Origin of the sequence: Amycolatopsis sp. NPDC057786 (genome assembly GCF_042797905.1) — a bacterium.
Classification (GTDB): Bacteria; Actinomycetota; Actinomycetes; order Mycobacteriales; family Pseudonocardiaceae; genus Amycolatopsis.
Window position 1 is genome coordinate 1 of record NZ_JBHVKW010000102.1, and the last position, 23,651, is coordinate 23,651.

Consider the following 23,651-nt stretch of genomic DNA (forward strand, 5'->3'; position numbering starts at 1 on the left):
TTCGCAACCTTCAACGTTGCGAAAGTGGCTTTCGCAACCCCTCGGCCAGGCATCGCACCCAGCAGGACACCGAGTACATGAAGGACCCCTTCCTTGCGCCTAGGTACAGGAAGGGGGCCTTCATGTACCGAGCCACGCGCGTGAGGCGCGGTCCCACCCGATCGGGTCGACCCTGCCCGTCCCGCGCGTCATTGCGCCTGGCAGGACGCACGGGCCGGAACACTCGCCCGGTGGACGTGGAGTCGATGGACGAAGTGGCCGACTGCTTGCTGTCGGTGGCCTGGAACATCTTCCCGCTGATGGGGAAACCTCCCGCGAGCACGGGTAGCCGGCCGGAGGAGATCCGGACCCTCCTCGTCGACGCCTGCCACGACGCCGGGATGCGAGCCCGTGAATGGGCCGCGGAGTACGGGGCGGGAACGGAGGAAGACCGCCGTCCCTTCCTGCGGCTGGCGGAGGTCGGCACGGACGCGAACCTGTTCCTCGGCATGGTTTCCGGCACGCTGGTGCCCGATCACGAGCGGGTCCGCCGCCGCTGGGCCGAGATCGAGACCCTGGCGGTCGAGGCGGGTGAACTCGCCGTCCTGATCAAGGGGCGGCCGGTGGGCCGGCCGCCCCTCGGCGCGGGAGATCAGTCCTTTTCGAGCCTCAGATCGTAGCGGTCGAGCACCTCCTTGACGGGCTGGAAGAACGTGGTGCCGCCTTCGTCGCAGTCACCGGAACCGCCCGAGGTCATACCCTGTGCCTGCACGAGTTTCGTGCCGGAGCCCGACGAAGGGCGGCTGACGAACGAGCCGCCGGAGTCGCCGGGTTCGGCGCAGGCGTCGGTCTGGGTGAGGCCCCGCACGATGTTCCCGTCGCCGTAGTTCACCGTCTGGTCCAGCGCTTCGACCCGCCCGCAGTGCCAGTGGGTGGTGATCCCGGACCGGCAGACCCGGCCGCCGACACCGACCACGTCGGCACCCTCGATCCGCACGTCCGACCCGTCCTCGTACCGGTCGACCCTGGGCGGTGTCGAGACGTCGGAGTGTGTCACCTTGACCGTCCCGTAGTCGTTGCCGGGGAAGGAAGACCTCGCGACCTTCCCGATCGTGCCCCCGGTGCCGCGCACGGTGCCGCCGAGTTCGGTGCAGTGGCCCGCGGTGATCACGTAATGGTCATCGTCGTCGTAGGCGTTGAACCCGACGGAACAGGCACCGCCGCTGAAGTACAGGCCTTGCCCGCCGACCACGCTCCACAACGGCCGCGGCGCGCTCTTCACGTGTTCCACCCGGACCGGGACACCGGCGGAGGTGGCCCACGCCAAGCCGGCTGGGTCGCCGCCGACGACACTGACCACGACGTCGTTCGAAGGCACGTCCACGTACCAGCCGGCGACCGAGCGGGGCGGTCCGGCCGTTCTGTTGTCCAATGTGGACTGGATCTGCTTCAGTTCGGCGGCACTGTGCCGCAGGACCTTCGGGATCGCGCCCGCGGCGCGGATTCGCGAAGACCGGCTCGCGTCGGTGGTGCCGACGACCAGTTCGCCGGTCGTGGCGTCCAGCCAGGACCCGGCGAACGCGGCGCCGAGTGAGGTGCCGAGTTCCTGCTGGGCGGCGGCCACCGTGGCCGTGCTCGCCGCTTCGTTCAGCACCGATGTCACGGCGGAAACCGGTCCCGCGAAAGCGGTGACGGCTGCGGCGGCGCCGATCAGGACGGTCAAGGTGCGCAGAGGACGTCGGATCACGAAAACCTCCAGGGGTTAACGGAATTCGTTGCGGGAGAAGCGCTCCTTGATCGACGTTACGACAGGCGGACACCGGTCGAATGCCGCCATTTGAGTAGCCCTGGGAATTCGCCTTTACGGCTCAATGGAATAGTGGCTCCTCACTCGTGTGAGTGGGGATTGCGCGATTTGCCGTCCCCGATCCGCCGACCGGAGAACGACGCTCAGCGACGTTCCTACGCCCGTTCGGGAAATAGGGGTTCCCCGCCGAAAACGGCGGATCACCTGATGGTGTCCGCGCTGAACCCGTTCGCCCGCATCGGTGACGAACACGTTTCTTTCACCAGCAGGAAACGAGGCCCGCCGTGAACATCAGGCCGACGGTGAGCACGGGCGCGGCGAACAACGCCAGCGCTCCGCCCGCGACCGCGCGCACGCGTTCCGGGAATCGCGCCGGCCCGCTCGCGTGCCGGGCCAGCCAGCGCAGGCGGAGCGCGGTGTCGCCGCCTGCCGCGTGGATCGACAGCAGTGCCGAACGCACGGTCTCCGGTCCGTGCCCGGTCGCGGCCGCTCCGTCCGCGGCCAGTTCGACGAGTAGCCGGACCGCGCCGGGGAGTTCGCGCATGAGCGGGACGAACCGCAGTACGCGGCCGAGGGTTTCGGCGCATCCGGTCAGAAGGTGGTGCCTGCCGCGCAGATGGGCGCGTTCGTGGGCCAGTACCGCGTCGAGTTCGCTGGGCGAGAGCCTGCCCGCGAGGCCGTGGCTCGCCACGATCAGGCCGTCGCGGCCGCCGAGGCTGTAGGCGATCGGACGGTCGTCGGGCAGCCACAGCGTCGGCCCCGGCCGGGCGCCGGACAACCGGAGCACGTCGAGATGGCGCCGGTGCAGCAGCGTGCTGCGTTTCCGGCGCCGGGCGGTGGACACGGCGAGCCGCGCCGTCGCGATCGCGACGGCGGTGCCCGCGAAAGTGCCGGCGAGCGGATCGAGACCGGGAAGACCGCTGTGGCCGACGGCCGCCCAGCACTCGTGGAGGATCCGGGTGATGGCCCCGGCCGGCCCGTGGTCCGGCAGGACGAGGAGCAGGACGGCGCCGAGCGTGCCGACGAGGACCCCGAGCGCGGTCAGCAGCCACCACGCCAGCGCCGTGCCGGGGCTGATCCGGCCGGCGGTCAGCCTGCCGAGCAGCCGGGGTGCGCACCAGCCGATCACCACCACGCCGAACAGGAGCACCGCCGCCAGGATCATCGCTTTCCGGGCTTCCGTCGCAGGGCCCGCCGCAGGATGTCCGACTCCTCTTCGGTGACCGAACGCGCGAAATGCAGCAGTACCGACTCCCGGTCGTCCGAGGCGTCGAGGATTTCCCGCAGGCTCTGCGCGGTGGCCTCCTCACGGGTCGCCACGGCGCGATAGCGGTACGCGCGATTCTCCATTTCGCGCTCGACCCATTCCTTGCGGTGCAGATTGTCGAGCACGGTCATCACCGTGGTGTAGGCGAGGTCGCGGTCCCGGTTGATCGCCTCGAGGACCTGGCGCACCCGCAAGGGTTCCGCCGCGTCCCAGAGCACGTCCATCACCGACGCTTCGAGCTCGCCCAGCCGTTGCATGACACCTCCGCCGGGAAGGATACTGTGCCGCTCCCGCTCAGCCGACGATGCGCCGCGCGCCCATCAGATGCCCGTCGCCCTTGACCGAACGGACGTCGACCAGCTGGCCCTCGGTGGGCGCGTCGACCATCTTGTCGCCGCCGACGTACATGCCGACGTGGTGGATGGCCCCCGGGTCGCCGGTGCCGTCGTCGTAGAAGACGAGATCGCCGGGGACGAGCGCGTCCAAGGGGACGGGCTTCCCCACGGTGTACTGCTGGCGGCTGGTGCGCGGAAGTGAGATCCCCGCCTGCTTGTATGCCCACGACGTCAGTCCCGAGCAGTCGAACTCGCTCGGCCCGGTGGCGCCCCATTCGTACTGCGAGCCCCGTTTGGACAGTGCCGCCTGCAGCGCGTCGTTCGCGGCGCCGGGAGGGCCGAGGTAAGAGCCCTTGTCCTGGACCTTGCCGAGTTTCGCCTTGTCGGCGGCCGGTAGCCGGCCGAGCGCCTGCCGCACCTTGGCGATCTGATCGTCGAGGTCCGCCTTGCGGGTGCGGACCTGGTCCAGCGCCACGGTGGCGTCGTTGGCGGCGAGCTGGGCCATTTCCCGCGCGTCCTCCGCCGTCGTGCGCGCGGTCTGTGCCTTCGCGAGCGCGTCGCGCAGGCCGTTCAACGCCTTGGCCTTCTCTTCGGCCAGGACCGACAGCGCGGAGGAGCGGTCGAGGAACTCCTGCCTGCTGCCGCTGTCGAGCAGCAGGACGGCGTTGCCGAGCCGCTCGCCGCTCATCGCGGACCGCGCGATCGCCTCGACCTGCGGCCGGAAGCGATCGATCGCCGACCGCGCCTGTGTGAGATCGCCGTCGGCCCGGCCGACGGCGGCCGCGGCCTGGTCGCGTTCGCTCTCGCGGGTCTTCAGCCGGTCCTGGGATTCCTGCAGATCCTCGTCGGCCTTGGCCGCCTGGGCGCCGAGTTCCTGGTAGCGCCGCATCGGATCCTGGCCGTCCGGCGCCGGTTGCGCGCTCGCGGGGAACGTGCCGAAGCCGAGGATCATGAGGGCGGCGGTGGCGGCGAGGGGGTGCCGCACTGAGCGCCGGTGTGGGGTCACGGGTGCCGAATCTCCTGTCGCACAGGGTCAACTATCGCGCTTAGTAGTACGGGGCCGGATGTGAGTGCCCGGTGAAGTCCTACTAAGACGGCTAGTACTAGGGCGCGTGGGAGTCTTTGCTACGGTGGAAACCGTGAGTGTCTTCCCGGCTACTCTTCGTCGGCTCGTCGCGGCCTTGCTGTTGCTGGTCGTGGCCGGTTCCGGGGCTGGTGGCTGCCTGGACGGGCACGGCGACGCCCTCGCAGTCGCGTCGGATTCCCATGAATCGTCGTGCCCGCCACGTGAGGGACACGTCCACGCCCGCCCGCTCGCCGTCGTCGTGGTCCGAGGTGAGGAATCCCTGCCTGTCCCGGATCTTCCGTCCCGATCGGCGTCCGGTATTTCGCCTGTGGTGCAAGGGAATACTCGTCTGCTACCGGTCGATCGCAGGGGTGCCAGGATACTCGTCGAGCTGTGCGTTTCGCGGACCTGACCGGTCCTGTGCCGTCCCGGTCCTGTCCACCCACGAAGCACGGAAAGACGAAATCCCATGAACGCAGTCCTGCCAAGGCACACGGCGCTCGCCGTCGGCAACACGCCCGTGCTCTGGATCGACGAACAACTCACCGGCTCCGGCCGGGGTTTCTGGGCCAAACTGGAGGGCTTCAACCCCGGTGGCATGAAAGACCGCCCCGCGCTGCACATGGTGGGAGCGGCCAAGGCCCGCGGCGACCTCGCCGACGGCGCGACGATCGTCGAATCGACCAGCGGGACGCTCGGGCTCGGGCTCGCGCTGGCGGGGATCGTCCACGGGCATCCGGTCACCCTGGTCACCGATCCCGGGATGGAGCCCATCGTCCGGCGGATGCTCACCGCGCACGGCACCCGCGTCGACCTCGTCACCGAGCCGCATCCGGTGGGCGGATGGCAGCAGGCGCGCCGGGACAGGGTCCAGCGGGTGCTGGAGGAGCAGCCCGGCTCTTGGTGCCCTGACCAGTACCACAACCCGGACAACGTGGCCGCGTACACCAGTTTGGCCGACGAACTGGCCGCGCAACTGGGCCGGATCGACGTGCTGGTGTGCTCGGTCGGCACCGGCGGGCATTCGGCCGGGACCTTCCGCGCGCTGCGGCGGTACTTCCCGCAGCTGCGCATGGTTGGCGTGGACACCGTCGGGTCGACGATCTTCGGGCAGCCCGCCACCGCGCGGCTGATGCGCGGGCTCGGGTCGAGCATCCATCCGCGCAACGTCGACTACGACGCGTTCGAGGAGGTGCACTGGGTCGCGCCCGCCGAAGCGGTGTGGACCTGCCGCCGTCTGGCCGCCGCCCAGTACGCGACAGGCGGCTGGAGCGTCGGCGCGGTCGCCCTCGTGGCCGCCTGGCTGGCGCGCACGCGCGACCCGGACGTCCGGATCGCGGCGATCTTCCCGGACGGCCCCCAGCGTTACTTCGACACCGTCTACAACGACGAGTACTGCGCGGGACACGGTCTGCTCGACGTCGTCCCGGCACGGGAACCGGACGTCATCACGCATCCCGGTGAGCGCGTGGTGCAGCGCTGGACCCGGTGCCGCACGGTCGTGGACCCCGCGCTGTGATCGGGTTCGCCGGGCGGTTCCGCTCCTTCGACCGGCCAAGCAAGGTGTTGATGGTCAACCAGTTCACCATCAACGTCGGCTTCTACATGCTGATGCCGTATCTCGCCGGCTACCTTTCGGGGCCGCTGGGGCTGGCGGGCTGGGCGGTCGGCCTGGTGCTGGGGATCCGCAATTTCTCGCAGCAGGGCATGTTCCTGGTCGGTGGCACGCTGGCCGACCGGTTCGGCTACAAACCGCTCATCGTCGCCGGCTGTGTGCTGCGGACGGCGGGATTCGCGCTGTTGAGCGTGACGTCGTCGCTGCCGTCACTGATCGTCGCGTCCGCGGCCACCGGGTTCGCCGGGGCGCTGTTCAACCCGGCGGTCCGCGCCTATCTGGCGGCGGACGCGGGGGAGCGGCGGTTGGAGGCCTTTTCGGTGTTCAACGTGTTCTACCAGGGCGGGATCCTCGCCGGGCCGGTGGTCGGGCTGGCGCTGACGGCCGTCGACTTCCGGCTGACCTGCCTGGTCGCCGCCGCGGTCTTCGGGGTCCTGACCGTGGTGCAGATACGGGCGCTACCCGCACATGAAAGCGAAGGGGCCACCTCGTCGATCTGGTCGGATTGGCGGATCGTCGCGGCGAACCGGTCTTTCCTGCTCTTCGCGCTGGTCATGATCGGCTCGTACGTGTTGTCCTTCCAGACCTACCTCGCCCTTCCGATGGAGGCCCGCCGGATCACCGGCTCGGAGACGTCGGCGACCGTGCTCATCGCCGGGTTGTTCGTGATCTCGGGTGGTCTCGCGATCGCCGGGCAGCTCAGGATCACGGCCTGGTTCAAGGACCGGTGGCCGCCCGGCACCTGCCTGGCCGTGGGGATGGTGTTCATGGCCGTGGCCTTCGTCGCGCCGCTGACGGTCGCCAGGGCGGGACCGGCCGCGGCCGGCGCCGGACTGCTGCTGTCCGCCGCGTTGCTGGCCGTCGGCACGGTCGTCGTCTTCCCGTTCGAAATGGACACCGTCGTGCGGCTTTCGGGTGACCGGCTGGTCGCCACGCACTACGGCTTCTACAACACGATCGTCGGTGTGGGCATCCTCCTCGGCAACCTCTTCACCGGCACCGTCTTCGACCTCGCGCGCCGGGCGGGCTTCCCGGAATTCCCGTGGCTGGCCCTGACGGTGATCGGCGCCCTCTGTGCCTGGGGATTGCGCGCTCTCGACCGGAGCCGCCTTCAGACGAGCGTCGTCCAGTAACTCCAGAAGGCCTGCAGGACCGCGGCGGTGATGGCGGCGTACCAGACCACGAGGACCACGCTGTGGTACCGGATCGCCGCCTTCACCTCCGGTCCTTTGTGGAGGTTGTGCAGGGTCGTGTACCAGAAGACGGCGATGGTGACCGCCCAGACGACCATGCAGTACGGGCACAGCGCGCCGATGACGTACAGGCTCTGCACCATCAGCCAGTGCACGAAGACGACACCGAGCGCGGCGCCCGTTTGCAGGCCCAGCCAATACCAGCGGGGGAGCTTCGCGCCACCGAGCAACGCGACCCCGGTCGTCACGACCACGCCGAACCCGGCGATCCCCAGCAACGGATTGGGGAACCCGAACAGCTCGGCCTGCGGCGTCTTCATGATCGACCCGCAGCTGAGCACGGGGTTGACACTGCACGTCGGGATGTAGGAGAAGTCCTTGAGCAGCGCGATCTTCTCCACGGTGAGCACGAAGGACGCCAAGAGCCCGATCGCGCCGCCGGCCAGCAGCACCCACGGCGTCACCCGGATGGCGAACGGCGTCATTTCGCGAGTTCCCGGTCGATGACGGCCTTCAGGCCCTGATAGGACGGTGACCCCGAGAACCTGACGCCGTTGACGAAGAACGTCGGCGTGCCCTCGACGCCGATGTTCGCGCCATCGGTGCGGTCGGCGAGCACCCGGCCGAGCGTGACCGGGTCGTCGAGCGCGGTTTCGAAGGCCGGCAGGTCGAGGGCCAGTTCGCGGGCGAACCCGAGGAAGGTCTCGCGGTGGGAGACCTGCTGGTCGCCCCACTCCGGCTGCTTCTCGAACATCAGGCGGTACATCGGTTCGAGCTTGCCCTGTTTCCCCGCCGCCTCCACGGCCCGCGCGGCGAGTTCGGCGTTCTGATGGCTCGGGATGGGGAAGTAGCGCAGCACGAAGGTGACCCGGTCGCCGTACTCGGCGCGGAGGCGTTCGACGCCGGGAAACGCGGCGCCACACGCCTCGCATTCGAGGTCGAGGAACTCCACGACGGTCACCTTGCTGCCCGCCGGATCGGAGAGCCGGTGGCTGTCCGGCCGGACGAGGATCGACGCGGGTACCACCGGGGGCGCGTCGATCGCCTGCCCGCTCGGGGAGTCGTCACCCAGTTTGGTGACGACGAGCAACGCGGCCACGACCGCGACGACGACGGCCACGACGGTCAGGGAAACCTTGGTGTTCTTGGTCATTCTGTTGTGTCCTTGGCTCGGTTCCGGCAACTGAAAGCGGCATGGGCATGCCGGATCAGGTACGGGAAACGCAGAGCTGGACGAGCGGTGGAGCGGTCGTCGGACGCCTTGCCGGGGACGACGGCGGTACTCCCGTCCCGCCGGGGCGATGATGCCGGACGAGCAGGACGAGCGCGGCCAGCAATGCCAGGCCGATCCCCGCGACGTCGTCGAGGTGATGGTCCGGAATGGGCTGTTCCGCCGGGCTCAGCCGGGCCGACGGCTCACATTCGCCGGCCGGACCCGTGGTGTGGGTGACTTCGGCGGCGAACAGGGGAGCGCAGGGCGAGCCTGCCGCCGCCGCACCGTCACTGCACAGGGCACCCTGCAAGAGGGCGACAGCGGTGAGCACGGCCAGCACGGCGAAAAGCCGCGCTGTCGTCCTCACAGTCCGTCTGCCGGTCACGCGGTGCAGGGTAAAGGTGACCTTGTAAAGCCGGGGCGAACTCGGACAAACCGGCCTACAGTGGTCGGCGACCCCGAGTGGAAGGACGCCCCCTTGCCGAGGTTCAAGGATGTCTATGCGGTCCTGCCGGTCTCCGACCATGGCGCTGCCGTCGCCTGGTACGAGCAGTGGATCGGGCGGCGACCCGACATCGAACCCATGGAAGGCGTCGCGGAATGGCAGATCACCGGGAACGCCGGGCTCCAGGTCGCCCACGACCCGGAAGCCGCGGGTAGGAGCACCGTCGTCCTCGTCGTCGAGGACATCGACGAGACCGTCGGCGACCTCGCGGGGCGCGGTGTGGAATGCGGCCAGATCCAGGACTTCGGCTTCGTCAAGCTGACGGAGATCGCGGATCCGGCGGGCAACAAGGTCACCTTCGTCTGGGAGAACCCTTCGCCGGAGTAGGCCGCGGCAAGTTCTTTCCGGGAAATGACGGGATCGCGCGGAGCGTTGCCCGTGGCGGGCCGCCGATGGTCCGATTCCCTCCGTCATCGACACTGGAGGGAATCCCATGAAGCATTCGAGGCGCAAGACCCTCGCGCTGGCACTGCTGGTGCCGTTCGCCGCGCTCGTCGCGGTGCCCGGCGCGGAGGCCGCCGAGGTGGCGACCGAACGCACGATCAAGGTCGTCACCTACAACGTGGGCGACGCGGGCGGGCTCAAGGCCGACCTCGTCCGGCTCATCGAGGCCGAACGCCCCGCCGTCATCGGGCTGCAGGAGGTCGCCGACCGCGAGGAGGTGGTGAAGGAGGCCGCCGCCGCGACGGGGTACGTCGCCATCTACGAGTCGGACCGCCGCGCTGTCAAGCACAACGCCATCCTCGTGCGCGGCAACGTCTCCGTCACCGGCCACGGCGCGCACGAGATCTCGCCCGCGTCCAAAGTGGACCCGTCCACGCCCGGTACCGGCCCCGCGGAGCCCGGTGACTGTGGTTGCTGGGTGCCGCCGAAGTACGTCAACTGGGTACGGGTGGGAGGCGCTGGCTTCGAGTGGGTCGTGGGGGTCGTGCACCTGACCCCGTCCGCGCAGCGGTTCGCCCTCAACCGTGAACTGCACAACCTGCAGGTCCGCGCCACCGCGGACTGGTTCTCCTCGCGCGCGGCAGAGCCCGTTGTCATGGGTGACTTCAACGCCGAGCCGGGTTCCGACTGATGACAGGGCTGCGGCGAGTGGCCGATTCCTACAGCGCTCCGAGCCATGGCACCAGGTCCATCGACCACGTGTGGGCGAAGAAGGACTCGACAGGGTCCGCGGTGGACGCCCTCGGCGGCTACGGAAGTGACCACCGTCCGGTGCGCGTTCGGGTGACGGTGACCCGATGATGCGACGAGTCCTGATCGCCCTCGTATGCGGTGTCGGCCTGCTGGCGGCCGAGACCGCCGCGACGGCCGAGACCGGGCCGCGCGACGAGTCACTGGACTTCCGGTTCCCAGCGGCGGATCTGATGCGGATACCGGAGACGAACACCTATGTCGCGGTCGGGGCGAGCATCCCCGGCAAGAAGCTGCCGTACACCAAGGTCGAGTTCAGTGGCGGATCGTTCCAGCGCCGAGGCGCCGTCGACGGCGACGCTTGGGACGGCGTCACGTTCCCCGCGGGTTATTGGGCGAGACCTGACTCTCCACTGTGGACACCGGCCTTGTTCGCGCATCAGGAGGACGGCCGCGTCGTCTACTACGTCTTCTACAGCGCGGCGCTTCCCGGCCCGGAGCCCGCCGGCCAGGCGAAGCACTGCATCGGTTACGCGACGTCGTTGCGGGCCACGGGAGGCTTCGTCGCCAACGCCGATCCGCTGTTCTGCCCGGATCGCGGGTGGGCGATCGACGCCGACGTGAGCAGGGGACAGGGCGAGGTCTGGCTGACCCTGCGCAACGGCGCGTGGACGCAGGACCGCGTCACCGCGCTGGGGGCGGCGAAACTGGACTTCGACCGGCCCCGCCACGTGCGGCGGATAGCCGAAGCCGACGCGAAGAAGCTCATCGACAACGCGAATCTCGAGTGGACGCACCACAACAGTCCGCCCGACGACGTCCTCACGATCGAGAATCCCAACGCCGTCCGCATCGACGGTGACTGGTACCTCTTCTACTCGGGGAACAACTGGTACGCGAACCGCTACGCGACCGGCGTCGCCTACTGCGGAGCCGCGCTGACCGACAACCGGTGCACCCCGATGGCCGAGCAGCGCGCGTACTTCTCCTATCAGCCGGATCCGGACGGCGAGCCGCGTTTCCGGCCCGGTCTGCCGGACAAGTACCGCAAGAAGAACCTGCCGGGCAACAAGCGGGGGCCTGGTGCGTTCAACGCGTTCCAGGCGCCCGATGGCTCGTGGTGGGCTTCGTGGAACTACATCACCGACGCGAGCTCGCTTCCGCATGAGGATCCTTCGCCGGAACGGCGGAGCCGGATCGCGCGGTTGGCGAAAACCGGCAGTGGGGCGGTGGCCGAATTCAGCGTGCGGTGGTGACCCGCCGGATGATTGATCTCCGGATCACCGGGTAATCGGCTCGTGCCGGTCTCCACCAGCCGGATGCGACACCAACGGAGTTGAGAACCATGACACACGCCTACGAAGATCCCGAGTCAACGGCCGAACGGGTGACCGTACCTGAACCACGCGGCGAGAACGACGCCCTGGAGGAAACGGCACTCGAGCTGGAGCCCACGATCGTGCTCGGCCGGGAGTGAGTCTCCACAAGGGGAGAGGCCGGCTCCTACGACGAGCCGGTCTCTCCCCGCGACGACTTCGGTGCCGGTCGCTACCGGCTCTGCCGGGCGCGAGCGGTCTCGCGGTGGCCGGCCTTCTCGAGCGCCTTGACCAGTTCGCTCTTCGACATGCGTGAACGCCCGCGAATGCCGAGCTCGCGGGCCCGCTGATACAGGTGTTCCTTTCCGGCTCGCGCGTCGACGCCTCCGTGGGTGCTCTTGGCAGGCTGCCCGGCTCCGCCCGCGGCCTGCTCGTCCGACGGCCCGCGGCGCTCCTTCGGCTCCCAATGATCACCGACCTTTTCGAAGGAGTGCTTCACGGCCGCGAACGCGGTCTGGCCGGCACGGCGGCCGGGCCCGTAGGTTTCGAGCGCCGAATCATGAGCGGCCACCCAGGTGTCCTGTGCCTCGCGCGGCGAACGCAAGAGCGTGCTGGGCAGGTCTTCCCGTCCTGGCATGGTGGACCTCCTTACTCACCGTTCGCGCCATCGGGTAACCGATCCCGGCCTGATCGAAACCACCGGCGGGTAGGGCGTGCCCTACCGCTTGGCGTAGGGCAGCCACAACGAGGAGTAAGCGGGCTGGCCCGATGGTCCAGGACGAGGCAGGCCGCGAGGCTGTATCCGACGATCCGAAGCACCCGAACGAAGGAAATTCATGTCGAGAGCGGGTTCCGCGCGTAGCCACCTGATTCGTGCCGCCAGTGTCGCGCTGGTGGGAGATTTCTGCGCGATCGCTGTCCCCGGCAGCGCCGACGCGGTGGTGAACGGGAAGAACTCCACCGAGCGCTACGAGTTCATGGCCTCGATCCCGGAGATCGTGCCCGAGCTGAACAACGCCAAAGGTGTCTGCGGGGCCGTGCTGATCCATCCGCGGTGGGTGGTGACCGCGGCGCACTGTGTCGATCCGGGGAACAACCCGGCGCGGCCGGAGGGGACGGTGCGCATCGGCAGCGAGCGACGGACCTCCGGCGGTACCGTGCGCACGATCGACCGCATGGTGCGCCACCCCGGCTACCAGCCGGGCCGGCCGAACAAGAATGACATCGCTCTGGTGCGCCTTGACCGCCCTGTCTCCGAACAGCCCATCCGCATCGCCGGCCGTCCCGGTCACCCCGGCACGCCGACCCGCTTGCTGGGTTTCGGCACCACGGTCGACACCGCCGACCTCACCGAAGTGGTATTCCCCGAACGACTCCAGGAGCTCGACACCCGCCGCGGAGCGGTGTCGGAATGCTCGCCCGGCTACGCGGACCCGACCCGGCTCTGCACGGTCAGCTCCAAGCCCGGTGCGATGGCGTGCATGGGGGACTCCGGTGGGCCGCAGATCCAGCGCGGGAAGTGGGGCCGGTGGGAGCTGATCGGCGTCACCTCCGGTCCCGGCGACGACGACGTGCCTTGCGCCAACGGACCCGGCCTCTACGCCAACGTGCCCGCCTACTACGCCTGGATCAATCGCACCATCCACGGACACCGCTGACGCTCCTGTGGTCCGGCGGCGGGCGAGGACGGTGACTTGACCGTCCTCGCCCGTTCGCCCGCGCGTCACCGGGGCGCGAGCGCCTCCAAAGACGACAGCGGCGCCTTGTGCAGGTTCGAGATGATGTTCCTCGGCTTGTCCGCGGCCTTGCTGTAGTAGTGGGCGCCGGACTCGAACGCCAGGTAGACGTTGCTGCCGTAGACCGTCAACCCCTCGGACATGCTCGGCGCGCGGAAGCAGTGCTTCTTGGCCGTGTCCAGGTCTTTGTCGCCGGCGCCGCGCCGGACCACGTAGAGGTTGCTGCGGTTGTTCCTGCCGTGCGAAGTGCTGTAGATGAACAGGTCCTTGGTGACGACGAGGCCCTGCGTCTTCGTCGGCACCTCCCACGACCCCGGCCGGTAGCCCAGCCTGCCGTCGGCGCCGACGGTGTACGAATGCATCAGTCCGCGCTTGGAGTCTTCGAACTTGCCCGCCCACAGCGTGTTGCTCGGGCCGTGGCTGGTAAGGAACGAGGAGGCGTAGACGGTCTGCGCCTTGCCCTCCTGCTCAAGGGGCAGCGACTTCTTGATCGCGTTCTTCAGCTTCGCCAGCGAGTACTTGCGAACCGTGTCGCCCCTGCCCGACACGAAGGCCCAGCCCTGCTTCTCGAATACGGCGATCCCGCCGACGTGCGAGTAAGCGAGCAGCGCCTGGCCGACCTGCTTGCCGGTCTTGGCGTCGATCCCGATGATGATCGCGCTGCGGTGGCCCGACTCGTACGAGGTGACCAGGATCAGGTCGTTCGATCCGTCCCAGTTCGACCAGGTCGCCGTGCCCTGGGGGATGTTGGTCGCCAGCGCGGGGACAGGGTGACTCTTGCTGAACCGCTTGTCGTAGGCGTAGGAGGCCGATTCCCCATGGTAGAAGGGGCCGTCCTTGCCGCTGGACTTCGTGTCGCAGGTGATGGCCGCGGCCTCAGCGGAGGCGGTGCCCACCGTGGTGAGGCCGAACATCAGCACGCTCGCCGCGGCGGTGATCGTCGCCTTCTTGAGTAGCGTCTTCATTCATCCCCTTGTAGTCGTTGTACGTCCGGTTCTCAACTGGGACTCGCGGAAAGCGCTCGCGTTTCCGTGTGTGATCGTGACGCACTGCCGCGGCAGACGACCAGACCCTTTGCGCCTCAGCGAAAAGGGGGCGAGCTCGGGCGGTTGCGGACATTGACTGTGCTCGGCGTCCGGTCGAGTACGCACGGACCGGCGATGACCCTCCGGAATGCCGCCCCGGAGCTTGCCTGCTCCGGGGCGGTGAAGGTCAGGGCAGGATCTTGCCCGCTCCCGCGCCGGCGGTCACACTGCCTTTCACCGCGCTGGCGGGCTCAAGGCCGTAGGAATACGGAATTCCGGCCACAGTTCCGCTCGCCTGCGGTGAACCGGATCCCGTGAAGAGGTTCCCGCGCTGCACCAGGGTGCCGGCCGGTGAACCCGCGTAGCCGACCAGGGTGGGTTCGTCGACGTTGTCGAAGTGGTTGTTCTCGACGAGGACGCCACCCTTGCAGGTGGACGCGACACCGTATTCGTTATCCCGATAGTAGTTGTTGAACACGTGCACCGGATTGGCGAATCGCACACGCGGATGCCGTGTCCCGGAGCCGTCGAAGTAATTGTGGTGATAGGTCACCCGTAATTTGCCGATATCCTGGCTCCCGTTGTCGTCACTGTGCCCGAGCAGCATGGACTTGTTGTGCCCGTGTACGCGGTTCCAGGACACCGTGATGTAATCCGAAGCGCGCTTGATGTCGACGGCGCCGTCGTATCCGTTGGTGAACGTGTTGTGGTCGACGACCACGTTGGTCGATGCCTTTTCGATGTTGATCGCGTCGTCGTCCCAGTTCCGGAAGGACAGATTTCGGATCACCACGTTCTTGGCGCCGCTCAAGGTCAGGCCGCAGCCGTCGATCGTCGCTCCGGAATTACCGAGGATGGATTTGTTGGACCCCACCTTGAGCATGCCGGAGCAGGAAATGGTGCCGGAGACCCGCACTACCGCCGCCGCGGTTCCGCTGACCGCCGCGCTCAACGCGGACGCCGAGGTCACCGTGATCGGCGGTGTGGTGCCGCCACCGTTGGTGCCGCCGTTCTGACTCGCCCAGCCGATCGGTGCCGCCTGCGCGGAGAGTTCCGCATTGACGCCGGTGGCAACCGCGGTCGTCGAAGTGGCAACGGTCAAAGTCAGAATCGAAAGAAATCGAAAAGGACGCAAATTCATCACGCCGCCTCCTTGCGGTCGATGAAAACTGAATGTCCTAAAAGGATTGATTCGGATCCGATGGCGAAGCGCCGAGAACAGGAGACCAATGAACCGGCGTCGCGTCAACCCTTGATCATCGATTCCCGGTTCACACTGATGAATCGTGAGGCCAGCCGCGCCGCGATTCGCCGATATTGCTCCAGGTGGACGATCCGGCTTGACGGGAGCGCTCCCAGCTATCACGATGCGTTTACAAGTGTGGACGTCGTTCAGATATGTGAATCGAGATGCGATCATGAGCCTTACGCGCCGCAGCTTCGGGTTCCTCGCCACCGCCGTGCCGGTAGCCGTCCTCGCGGGTGGACACCAGTCCGTTCGGGCCGCCGTGCCGGGAATTCCGGAGGCCATGCGCCGGGCCGCCGGGTTCTTCGACGAACAGCTCTCCCATCACGGCGCCTATGTCTGGAGCTACCTGCCCGACCGGTCCCAGACCTGGGGTGAGATGGCGGCCGGCCCCACCATGTGCTGGGTACAACCGCCGGGAACGCCGTCGGTCGGGCACAGCCTGCTCGACGCGTACCACGCCACCGGTGACGAGTCCTTCTACCGCGCCGCCTCGCGCACCGGTCTCGCCTTGGCGGCCGTCCAGTTGCCGGCCGGCGGCTGGAACTACGTGCACGATTTCGCGGGTACGAAGGCGCTGCGCAAGTGGTACGACACCGTCGGCGCGAACGGCTGGCGACTGGAGGAGTTTCAGCACTACTACGGCAACGCGACTTTCGACGACGCGGGCACGTCCTCCGCCGCGCAGCTCATCCTGCGCCTCTACCTGGAACGCGGCGATCACCGGTTCCGCGTGGCCCTCGATCGCGCCTTGCGCTTCGTGGTGAAGGCGCAGATCCGCGGAGGGATCGCCGACGGCGGCTGGCCGCAGCGTTTCCCCCGGTTCGCGGGGGCGGTGAAAGACACGCCGTGGCCCGAGGTGCTGCCGCCGTGGCTGCCCGCCGACATCCGGCACGGCATGGAGGACGGTGACTACACCGGGCACGTCACCTTCAACGACGACGTCCTCGGCGAGAACATCAAGTTCCTGCTGATGTGCATGTCCACTTTGGACATGCCAGGCCTTGCCGGGCCGATCCGGCGCGCGATGGACTGCCTGCGCCGTCTGCAGCAGCCGGGCCCGCAGGCGGGATGGGCGTTGCAGCACCTGACCAGGGAGTCGGGCGGCAGGCCGGCGGGTGCTCCGGCGGGTGCGCGGTCCTACGAACCCCGCGCCCTGGCCACGCACACCACCCAGACCAATGTGCAGCAGCTGTTCCACTACTTCCGGCTCACCGGTGATCGAGTGTTCCTCGACCGGGCTCCCGAAGCCATCGCCTGGCTGGACAGTTGCCCGCTCACCGCGCGGCAGCAGGCCGAGAACCCGCTGCTGGCCGGGCGAACCCATCCCACCTTCGTGGATCTGGAGACCAACCGGGCGCGGTTCGTCCACCGCTTCGGCTCGAACGTCCGCAACGGCGCCTACTACACCGACAACGACCATCGCGCGACGCTGAGCCACTATTCCGGCGGCCGCGTGATCGACACCGCGGCCCTGCGCGCCACCTACGAGCAACTGCGGGCGCTCAGCCCCGCGCAGGTCGCCGACCTGAAAGTGCGCTCGCCGCTCAGCGGCGTCTCGGTCCCGCTCCCTCGCTACTTCACCCCGCGCGAGCCGCAGCTCACCGACCTCTTCCTCGGCGCGCCGTCACAGCTGCCGGTCGTTTCGGACGCGGAGGCGACGGCGCTGGCCGACGGGCTCGGCGGCAAGGACTACTGGCTGACCCCGGCGGACGCGATCACCAACCCTTATCGCGGTCCCTCCCCGGCCACGCCTTACGCCGGAAAGGCGTACATGAGCAAGCACGTGGGCGACCTGTACGACACCTCGCCCTATGATCCACTCACCCCACCCGAGGAGCCGCCGTACCGGCCGAAGGAGCGGCCGGCGGTGATCGGCACCGGCACCTATGTGGCCAACATGGGCAAGCTCATCTCCTGGGTCGCGGCCAGGTAGGCGCGGTTTCTTCACGTCGAGCTGTGGACAGGAACCCCGCGGACATGCTGGGCTGGGACCCGGCCGAATCCGGCGTGGTCGGCCGTGTTCTGTCCTGCGACGTCGAGGAGCGGCGCCCTGAGCCTGTCGGAGTACCTCCGGGAGAACTGGATCGACGTCGTGAACGACGCGATCCTGCACGTGGATCTCACCCTGGCGGCGATGGCACTGGCCGTGCTGATCGGAATGACGATCGGCCTGCTCACCTACCACCGGCGGTGGCTGGGCGCGATGGCGACCACGACGACGGCGGCGTTCCTGACCATCCCGTCGATCGCGCTGCTGGGCATCCTGATCGGGCCGTTCGGGCTGGGGCTGACGAATGTCCTGTGCGCACTGGTCCTCTACGCACTTCTGCCGATCACGCGTAACACGATCGTCGGGCTTCGTGGCGTCGACCCGGCCGTGGTGGACGCGGCGCGCGGTATGGGGTTCGGCCGCGCGCGGCTGCTGTTTCGCGTGCGGCTGCCCCTCGCCTGGCCGGTGATCCTTTCCGGTATCCGGGTCTCGACGCAGATCACGATCGGTATCGCGGCCATCGGCGCGTATGTCAAGGGTCCCGGCCTCGGCAACGAGATCTTCGACGGGCTCGGCCGGTTCGGCTCGGTCAACTCGCTGAACCAGGTACTCACCGGAACGCTCGGCATCATGGTGCTGGCGCTGCTGTTCGACCTGGCCTTCGTGGTGGTCGGCAAGCTGACCACACGGCGACGTCCCCGCGCCCGCCGAGCGGTGGCTCCGGCGACGACGGGGGAGACCGCCGGAATGGGCGGTGAGACGATCGAGCTGCGGGACGTCAGCAAGCTCTACCCCGGACGAGCGGTACCGGCGGTCGAAAACCTGACGATGCGCATCCCCGCGGGGGAGATCGTGGTGCTGACCGGTCCGTCGGGGTGCGGCAAGACGACGACCATGCGGATGATCAACCGGCTCGTCGACCCGACCGCGGGCGTCGTCACGATCGGCGGCACCGACGTGTCGGCGCTCGACCTCGACGAACACCGGCGCAACACCGGTTACGTCATCCAGCAGGTCGGGCTCTTCCCGCACCTGCGAGTGGACGCCAACATCGGCGTGGTGCCGCGGTTGCGCGGCTGGACTCGACGACGCATCGCCGATCGCGTGCGCGAGTTGCTCGACGTCGTCGGCTTGACCCGCGAGCACGGCATCCGGTACCCGCGTGAGCTTTCCGGCGGTCAGCAGCAGCGCGTCGGTGTGGCGCGGGCGATGGCCGCGGACCCGCCGGTCATGCTGATGGACGAGCCGTTCGGCTCCACCGACCCGATCACGCGCGCCCGGCTGCAGGACGAATTCCTTCGCCTGCAACGGGAAGTGCGCAAGACGATCGTATTCGTGACGCACGACTTCGACGAGGCGCTGAAGGTCGGTGACCGGATCGCCGTGCTGCGGCCGCGGTCGGTGATCGCTCAGTACGACACGCCCCAGGCGATCCTCGCCGCGCCGGCGGACGACTACGTCGCGAGCTTCGTCGGCTCGAAACGGAACCTGAAGCGGCTCGCGCTGATCCGAGTGGGTGACCTGGAGCTCCGGCCGGCGGCCGGACCGGAGGGCCTGCCTCCGGTCCGGCCCGACGCCACCCTGCGGGATGTCCTGGACGTGATGGTGCGGACCGGCAGCACCGCGGTCGTGGTCACCGAGGACAGCGCTATGCGGCCGCTGGGGGTGTGCGACGTGCCCAGCCTCGTCGCGGCGCTCCGGACCACTGACGAAGCAGCCGCGCCCGCGATCCCGGACGCAGCGGAGGTACCCGCGCCGGGACCGGACTCCACGGTGCCCGCGCGGCCTCGTCGGCGCCGGCTCGGGCTGCTGGTGCGCCCGGTCCTGTTGACCCTCGCCTTACTGGCGCTCTTCATGATCGTGCGCGCGCAACCGATCGACTCGATCGAACAGCGTTTTCTCAACGCCGGCGAGATCTTCACCGAACTGGGCGCGCATCTGCGGCTCACCCTCATCTCGACGGTGTGCACCATCGCCATCGCCCTCCCGCTCGGCATCCTCCTCACCCGCGCCGGCGCCCGCTGGGCCCGGCCCATCGGCCTGGGGCTGGGCAATCTCGGCCAGGCGATCCCGTCGATCGGGCTCGTCGTGCTGCTCGCGCTCTGGATCGGCACAGGCACCGCGACGGCGGTGACGGCGCTCGTCGTCTACGCGACATTGCCGGTGCTGCGCAACACGATCGTCGGGCTCGACGACGTCGACCCGACCCTCGTCGACGCCGCGCGCGGCATGGGCATGGGCAAGACAGCCGTCCTGTGGCGGATCGAACTGCCGCTGGCCGTCCCGGTGATCCTCGCCGGGATCCGGACCGCGCTGGTGCTCACCGTCGCGAGCGCGACGCTGGCGACGTTCATCGGCGGCGGCGGTCTCGGCGGAGGGCTTGTCGCCGGGATCGGGCTGGACCGCCCGATCCTGAGCTTGACCTTCGGCATCATCGTCGCCGCACTGGCGCTCTTCGTCGACTGGCTCGGGCTGGTCGCCGAGGAGTTCCTGCACCCGCGCGGCATGTAGCTCGACCGACTTCAAGGAGGAGGACCCATGCGGATGCTCCAGCGCACGACCGCCGTCGTGCTCGCGCTCGCCGTGGCAGCGGCGCTCGCGGCAGGCTGCACGATCGGCAAGGACGAGACCGGCGCCCAGGTGGGCGAGGGATCCATCAAGAAGATCGACGCGCTGAACGGCGCCCAGATCCGGGTCAGCTCCAAGGAGTTCGACGAGCAGCTGCTGCTCGGGCAGATCGCCATCGCCGCACTGCAGGCGGCCGGGGCGAGCCCGGAGGACAAGACCAACATCACCGGATCGAGCAACGTCCGAAGGGCGCTCACCAGCGGCGCGGTCGACCTGTATTGGGAGTACACCGGCACCGCCTGGGTGAGCTACCTCAATCAGACCAAGCCGATCAGTGACCCGCAGGCGCAGTACGAAGCGGTCAAGCAAGCCGACACCGCCAACGGCGTCACGTGGTGGGCACGCTCGCCCGCCAACGACACCTACGCTCTCGCCGGCAACCCGGCGACACTGGCCCGGACCGGCGTCAAGACGCTGTCCGACTACGCGGCCCTGGTGAAGCGGGACCCGGCCGCGGCCTCGACCTGTATGGGCCCGGAGTTCAAGAGCCGGGACGACGGATTCCCCGGCCTGGCGAAGACCTACGGGTTCACCCTGCCCGACCCGCAGGTGCACCTGCTCAACGACGCCGTCGTCTACCCGAGCATCGGCAAGGGGGACCCCTGCGGCTTCGGCTCGGTCGCCTCCACCGACGGGCGCGTGGCCGCGCAGAACCTCACCGTGCTCGACGACGACAAGCACTTCTTCCCGACGTACAACCCCGCGATCACGATCGCCACTGCGCTCGCCCAGAAATACCCGCAGCTGGAGCACATCTTCACGCCGATCGCCGCGAAGCTCGACACCGCGACGCTCACGGACCTGAACAAGAAGGTCAGCGTCGACGGCCAGAAACCCGCCACGGTCGCCCGCGACTGGCTCAAGTCGGCGGGCTTCATCAGCTGAACCGCCGGCAGGGTCCGGATTTCCAGACGTCCTCTTCGGGCGGTGACACATGAAAAAACGGGCCTCCGCAGCTGGTGAGCTACGGAAACCCGCTTCGTCCGGTCGGGCTGACAGGATTCGAACCTGCGACCCCTTGACCCCCAGTCAAGTGCGCTACCAAACTGCGCCACAGCCCGGACCCGCGCTCCGTGGAGTGCGATGTGAGTACTTTAGCGGGTCCCGGACGGGGGCTTGCAACCAGGGGTCACTGTGTGTCTGAGCTGCGGAAACGGTCCGTAAGGGCCGCCCTGCCGCATTCGGGCGGCCCTCACGGGGTCACTGGGGGTTGCCGGCGTGGGTGAGCGTCTGCCAGGCGACGAACAGGTTGTTGGTGCCCGCCGGGCGCTGGCGCAGGGTGAGGGCTTCGGTGTTGCTCATGGTGTGCCCGAGGCGGGTGTGGAGGTGGTTGTAGCCGACCTCGGTGATCGGGCCGAGGCCGAGCTTCAGGCTGCCGCCGCACAGCCACGACGGGACGGCGGCGCCCATCTGGTACTTCGCGTGGAAGCCGAGGCCTTCGCGGAGGCGGTCGGCGATCTCGGGGTAGAGGTCCTGGCCCTGGATGCGGGTGGTCTCGGCGAAGTTCGCGATGGCGGCGAGGCCGTAGCCGGTGTGGGTGAAGTCGCGGCAGGTCTCCTGGGAGAGGCCGTTGACGAACGTCGTCTGGCCTTGCCAGTACTTGACGATCTTGTCGCGGGTGTTCAGGCCGCTGCCGGGCGCGGTCTTCGGGAGTGCGCCGTCGCTGCTCAAGTAGAGATAGGCGGGGACGCGGGTGCGGAACTTCGCGACGGCCTTGTCGTACGTCGCCTTGTCGTCGAGGAATACGGCGATGCCGATCGCCGCCTCGGTCATGCTGAGTTCCCAGTTGCCGTTGCTGTGACTGCCGTTGATCACCTCCGGCAGGTACACGTTCCTGAGCATGGTGCCGAAGCGGCCGGAATTCGGCCAGCCCGTGTAGGTGTGCTTGATGATCTCCGCCGCGCGTGGCCACGAGGAGGCCGACCATGCCGATTGGAGGGGAGCGTTGCTGTTCGTATGATCTTTCAGCACCGCGGACCACGCGTCCATGATCTCGATCGCCTTGGCCGCGTATTTCGCGTCGCGCGTGATGTACCACGCCAGTGAAAGCGAATACGCGGCGATCGCGTCTTGCCGCTCATCGGTACAGCCGATGTTCGGATTCGAATAGGAACCGCATTCGACGATGGCGCGGGGTTTCGGTGACCGGGACAGGGAGGCGTACGAACTCGACATCATCGCGTCGTAAGCCTGTTTCCACGGTTGCGCGCCGGCCTGCACCTTGGCGCGGACGAAATCCAAGTGCGGCCGGCCGACCAGGACGCCGGGATGGGTGAAGGTGGCGGGCGCGGCCTGCTCGGGGGCGCTGAATAGGCCCAGTGCCAGCGGGACGAGCGTGGTCAGGGTGAGCAGTTTCCTCGGTAGGGACATGGGTCTCCTCGAGTGGGTGTGAACCAGTCACCGGCGGCGCGCGATTCAGTGTCATGGTCTGGACCAGGCACGTCAAGAGCTTTGTTCACCTCGAAAAGAAAGAAGGCCCGCCCGTTCAGCGGGCTGAACGAATCAGTGCGGCCAGACGTCGATGAAGGCCGGGCTTCCGATCGGATAGGAGCCGATCAGGCGCCAGGTAGCGCGTTCGTACGCCTGGATCGCGTCAGAGTTCTGCGACGCGACGTAACAATGCTCGCCGACAACGCAGAAGTGCCGTGGCCCCGCGCCGGTCCGATGGTCGGCGACGGCCCGCGGAAGCACACCGTCGAAGGTGAACTCCGTGATTCTGTCGGGACCGCGGTTCGACAGGAACAGGTGCTCGTTGTGCAGGACGAGTTGTGCGGGGAGGTTCTCGCCGCCGGGTTCCAGTGTCGCGGGAACGGAGTTCTCGACGGCGAACGTGCCCGGTGGCTCTTCGCACACCGTCACCAGCGAGGCGGCCAGTTCGCCGACGACGTACGCGTGATTCGTGCCGGGGCGCCGGACCAGCTGCCGTGGACCGGTCCCGGCGGGCAGCGTCGACACCGACAAGGGGATCAGCTCGCCCTCTTCGCCGAGGCGGTAGCTGCGGATCTCGTCGGTGCCCAGGTCGACCGCGCTGACCAGCGTTCCGGTCTCGTCGACGACGGCCATGTGGACGTGCGCCGCCTCCTGCCGTTCGGTGTTCGGGCCGTTGCCTTGGTGCTCGACCAGCGCGGTCCGCACTGTGGGCACTCCGTCGGGGCCGAGCGCGAAAGCGGCCAGGCTGCCACTGCTGTAGTTGGCGCACAACAGGTACCGGCCATCGGGGGTGACCGCCAGGTGGCACGGATCAGCGCCACCGGTCGGCAGGGAGTTCAGGGCCGACAGCGTGCCGTCTTCGGCGACGGCCACCGCGGTGATCGCACCTTCGGCGGTTTCGTTCACGGCGTAGAGCACGGGAAGCGCGGGATGCGGGGCCAGCCAGCTCGGCGAATCCAGCGTGAGCGAACCGGCCGGGGTCAGCTCTCCCGTCCGTGTGTCGCGCCAGAACGTGCCGATGCCCTCGCCATTGCCGTTGCCCGCCGCCGTGTAGGAGCCGGCGATGAGCAGAGTCCGCTCGTCGTTCACTGAAGTCACGAACCACACTGTGCAGGAAGCCGAGGTGAAGGTGAAGCCCCCTCGCGCGTGGCTCGCCACGCGCG

The 23,651-nt window shown here is 68.4% G+C and carries 23 protein-coding genes and 1 tRNA gene; 11 read left to right on the forward strand and 13 right to left on the reverse strand.

Translation table 11 applies throughout. The features are described from left to right. The first annotated feature begins 230 nt into the window (after positions 1-230). Positions 231-659: a hypothetical protein gene (locus ACFVM3_RS34515; RefSeq protein WP_378444093.1), complete on the forward strand. Its 429-nt coding sequence runs from the start codon at positions 231-233 to the stop codon at positions 657-659. On the opposite strand, the gene ACFVM3_RS34520 is transcribed toward ACFVM3_RS34515, so the two are convergent. From ACFVM3_RS34520 to ACFVM3_RS34535, 4 genes are all read right to left on the reverse strand, one after another. Next, complete coding sequence (locus ACFVM3_RS34520) at positions 632-1,726, reverse strand: S1 family peptidase (protein WP_378444094.1); 1,095 nt, start codon at positions 1,724-1,726, stop codon at positions 632-634. The genes ACFVM3_RS34515 and ACFVM3_RS34520 overlap by 28 nt on opposite strands. Before the next feature lie 319 nt (positions 1,727-2,045). After that, on the reverse strand, positions 2,046-2,951 hold the full coding sequence (locus tag ACFVM3_RS34525; RefSeq protein WP_378444095.1) for a M56 family metallopeptidase: 906 nt from the start codon (positions 2,949-2,951) through the stop codon (positions 2,046-2,048). Continuing rightward, positions 2,948-3,310, reverse strand: coding sequence for a BlaI/MecI/CopY family transcriptional regulator (locus ACFVM3_RS34530; protein ID WP_192744547.1), 363 nt, complete (start codon positions 3,308-3,310; stop codon positions 2,948-2,950). Before ACFVM3_RS34530 ends, ACFVM3_RS34525 begins: the two co-directional genes overlap by 4 nt. A gap of 37 nt (positions 3,311-3,347) precedes the next feature. Further along, positions 3,348-4,394 carry an NlpC/P60 family protein gene (locus tag ACFVM3_RS34535; RefSeq protein ID WP_378444096.1) on the reverse strand — a complete coding sequence of 349 codons (1,047 nt, stop codon included), beginning with the start codon at positions 4,392-4,394 and terminating at the stop codon, positions 3,348-3,350. Positions 4,395-4,923: 529 nt separating this feature from the next. Here ACFVM3_RS34535 and ACFVM3_RS34540 point away from each other — a divergent pair. Beyond that, positions 4,924-5,973, forward strand: a complete 1,050-nt coding sequence (locus tag ACFVM3_RS34540; RefSeq protein WP_378444097.1) for a PLP-dependent cysteine synthase family protein — start codon at positions 4,924-4,926, stop codon at positions 5,971-5,973. Then, entirely contained in the window at positions 5,970-7,202 is a 1,233-nt protein-coding gene (locus ACFVM3_RS34545) for an MFS transporter (protein WP_378444098.1), read from the forward strand. Before ACFVM3_RS34540 ends, ACFVM3_RS34545 begins: the two co-directional genes overlap by 4 nt. Here ACFVM3_RS34545 and ACFVM3_RS34550 read toward each other — a convergent pair. Genes ACFVM3_RS34550 through ACFVM3_RS34560 form a run of 3 tightly spaced genes read right to left on the reverse strand, consistent with a single transcriptional unit; the run spans position 7,181 to position 8,860 of the window. Then, on the reverse strand, positions 7,181-7,747 hold the full coding sequence (locus ACFVM3_RS34550) for a vitamin K epoxide reductase family protein (RefSeq protein WP_378444099.1): 567 nt from the start codon (positions 7,745-7,747) through the stop codon (positions 7,181-7,183). The genes ACFVM3_RS34545 and ACFVM3_RS34550 overlap by 22 nt on opposite strands. Beyond that, the gene (locus ACFVM3_RS34555) at positions 7,744-8,415 is read right to left on the reverse strand and encodes a DsbA family protein (RefSeq protein WP_378444100.1); all 672 of its coding nucleotides are present in this window, start codon (positions 8,413-8,415) and stop codon (positions 7,744-7,746) included. The genes ACFVM3_RS34550 and ACFVM3_RS34555 overlap by 4 nt, the downstream gene beginning before the upstream one ends. Before the next feature lie 55 nt (positions 8,416-8,470). Then, on the reverse strand, positions 8,471-8,860 hold the full coding sequence (locus tag ACFVM3_RS34560; protein WP_378444101.1) for a hypothetical protein: 390 nt from the start codon (positions 8,858-8,860) through the stop codon (positions 8,471-8,473). A 93-nt stretch (positions 8,861-8,953) separates the two neighbouring features. Here ACFVM3_RS34560 and ACFVM3_RS34565 point away from each other — a divergent pair, with 93 nt between their 5' ends. The 4 genes from ACFVM3_RS34565 (at position 8,954) to ACFVM3_RS34580 (ending at position 11,591) form a co-directional block, all read left to right on the forward strand. Next, positions 8,954-9,307, forward strand: a complete 354-nt coding sequence (locus ACFVM3_RS34565) for a VOC family protein (RefSeq protein ID WP_378444102.1) — start codon at positions 8,954-8,956, stop codon at positions 9,305-9,307. Positions 9,308-9,413: 106 nt separating this feature from the next. Next, the gene (locus ACFVM3_RS34570) at positions 9,414-10,055 is read left to right on the forward strand and encodes an endonuclease/exonuclease/phosphatase family protein (protein WP_378444103.1); all 642 of its coding nucleotides are present in this window, start codon (positions 9,414-9,416) and stop codon (positions 10,053-10,055) included. Positions 10,056-10,221: 166 nt separating this feature from the next. Next, on the forward strand, positions 10,222-11,370 hold the full coding sequence (locus tag ACFVM3_RS34575) for a family 43 glycosylhydrolase (protein WP_378444104.1): 1,149 nt from the start codon (positions 10,222-10,224) through the stop codon (positions 11,368-11,370). A gap of 89 nt (positions 11,371-11,459) precedes the next feature. Beyond that, positions 11,460-11,591, forward strand: a complete 132-nt coding sequence (locus ACFVM3_RS34580) for a hypothetical protein (protein ID WP_378444105.1) — start codon at positions 11,460-11,462, stop codon at positions 11,589-11,591. 71 nt (positions 11,592-11,662) lie between these two features. On the opposite strand, the gene ACFVM3_RS34585 is transcribed toward ACFVM3_RS34580, so the two are convergent. Continuing rightward, complete coding sequence (locus tag ACFVM3_RS34585; protein ID WP_378444106.1) at positions 11,663-12,067, reverse strand: ChaB family protein; 405 nt, start codon at positions 12,065-12,067, stop codon at positions 11,663-11,665. 199 nt (positions 12,068-12,266) lie between these two features. On the opposite strand from ACFVM3_RS34585, the gene ACFVM3_RS34590 reads away from it, so the two are divergent. Further along, positions 12,267-13,088: a S1 family peptidase gene (locus tag ACFVM3_RS34590; protein WP_378444107.1), complete on the forward strand. Its 822-nt coding sequence runs from the start codon at positions 12,267-12,269 to the stop codon at positions 13,086-13,088. A 65-nt stretch (positions 13,089-13,153) separates the two neighbouring features. Here ACFVM3_RS34590 and ACFVM3_RS34595 read toward each other — a convergent pair whose 3' ends face one another. Together ACFVM3_RS34595 and ACFVM3_RS34600 are read right to left on the reverse strand one after the other, a co-directional pair. Beyond that, on the reverse strand, positions 13,154-14,131 hold the full coding sequence (locus tag ACFVM3_RS34595) for a hypothetical protein (protein ID WP_378444108.1): 978 nt from the start codon (positions 14,129-14,131) through the stop codon (positions 13,154-13,156). 247 nt (positions 14,132-14,378) lie between these two features. Continuing rightward, positions 14,379-15,440 (reverse strand): polysaccharide lyase family 1 protein, encoded by a 1,062-nt coding sequence (locus tag ACFVM3_RS34600; protein WP_378444109.1) that lies wholly within the window; start codon positions 15,438-15,440, stop codon positions 14,379-14,381. Positions 15,441-15,609: 169 nt separating this feature from the next. Here ACFVM3_RS34600 and ACFVM3_RS34605 point away from each other — a divergent pair, with 169 nt between their 5' ends. From ACFVM3_RS34605 to ACFVM3_RS34615, 3 genes are all read left to right on the forward strand, one after another. After that, the gene (locus tag ACFVM3_RS34605; protein WP_378444110.1) at positions 15,610-17,373 is read left to right on the forward strand and encodes a pectate lyase; all 1,764 of its coding nucleotides are present in this window, start codon (positions 15,610-15,612) and stop codon (positions 17,371-17,373) included. A 159-nt stretch (positions 17,374-17,532) separates the two neighbouring features. Continuing rightward, on the forward strand, positions 17,533-19,941 hold the full coding sequence (locus ACFVM3_RS34610; RefSeq protein WP_378444111.1) for an ABC transporter permease subunit: 2,409 nt from the start codon (positions 17,533-17,535) through the stop codon (positions 19,939-19,941). Positions 19,942-19,968: 27 nt separating this feature from the next. Continuing rightward, positions 19,969-20,943, forward strand: coding sequence for a glycine betaine ABC transporter substrate-binding protein (locus ACFVM3_RS34615; protein ID WP_378444112.1), 975 nt, complete (start codon positions 19,969-19,971; stop codon positions 20,941-20,943). Positions 20,944-21,045: 102 nt separating this feature from the next. Here the strand turns inward: ACFVM3_RS34615 and ACFVM3_RS34620 are convergent. The 3 genes from ACFVM3_RS34620 to ACFVM3_RS34630 form a co-directional block, all read right to left on the reverse strand. Beyond that, positions 21,046-21,119: transfer RNA gene (locus ACFVM3_RS34620), tRNA-Pro, on the reverse strand. Positions 21,120-21,258: 139 nt separating this feature from the next. Then, complete coding sequence (locus ACFVM3_RS34625; protein WP_378444113.1) at positions 21,259-22,428, reverse strand: alginate lyase family protein; 1,170 nt, start codon at positions 22,426-22,428, stop codon at positions 21,259-21,261. A 132-nt stretch (positions 22,429-22,560) separates the two neighbouring features. Beyond that, positions 22,561-23,586 carry a lactonase family protein gene (locus ACFVM3_RS34630; protein WP_378444114.1) on the reverse strand — a complete coding sequence of 342 codons (1,026 nt, stop codon included), beginning with the start codon at positions 23,584-23,586 and terminating at the stop codon, positions 22,561-22,563. Positions 23,587-23,651: the final 65 nt, after the last annotated feature.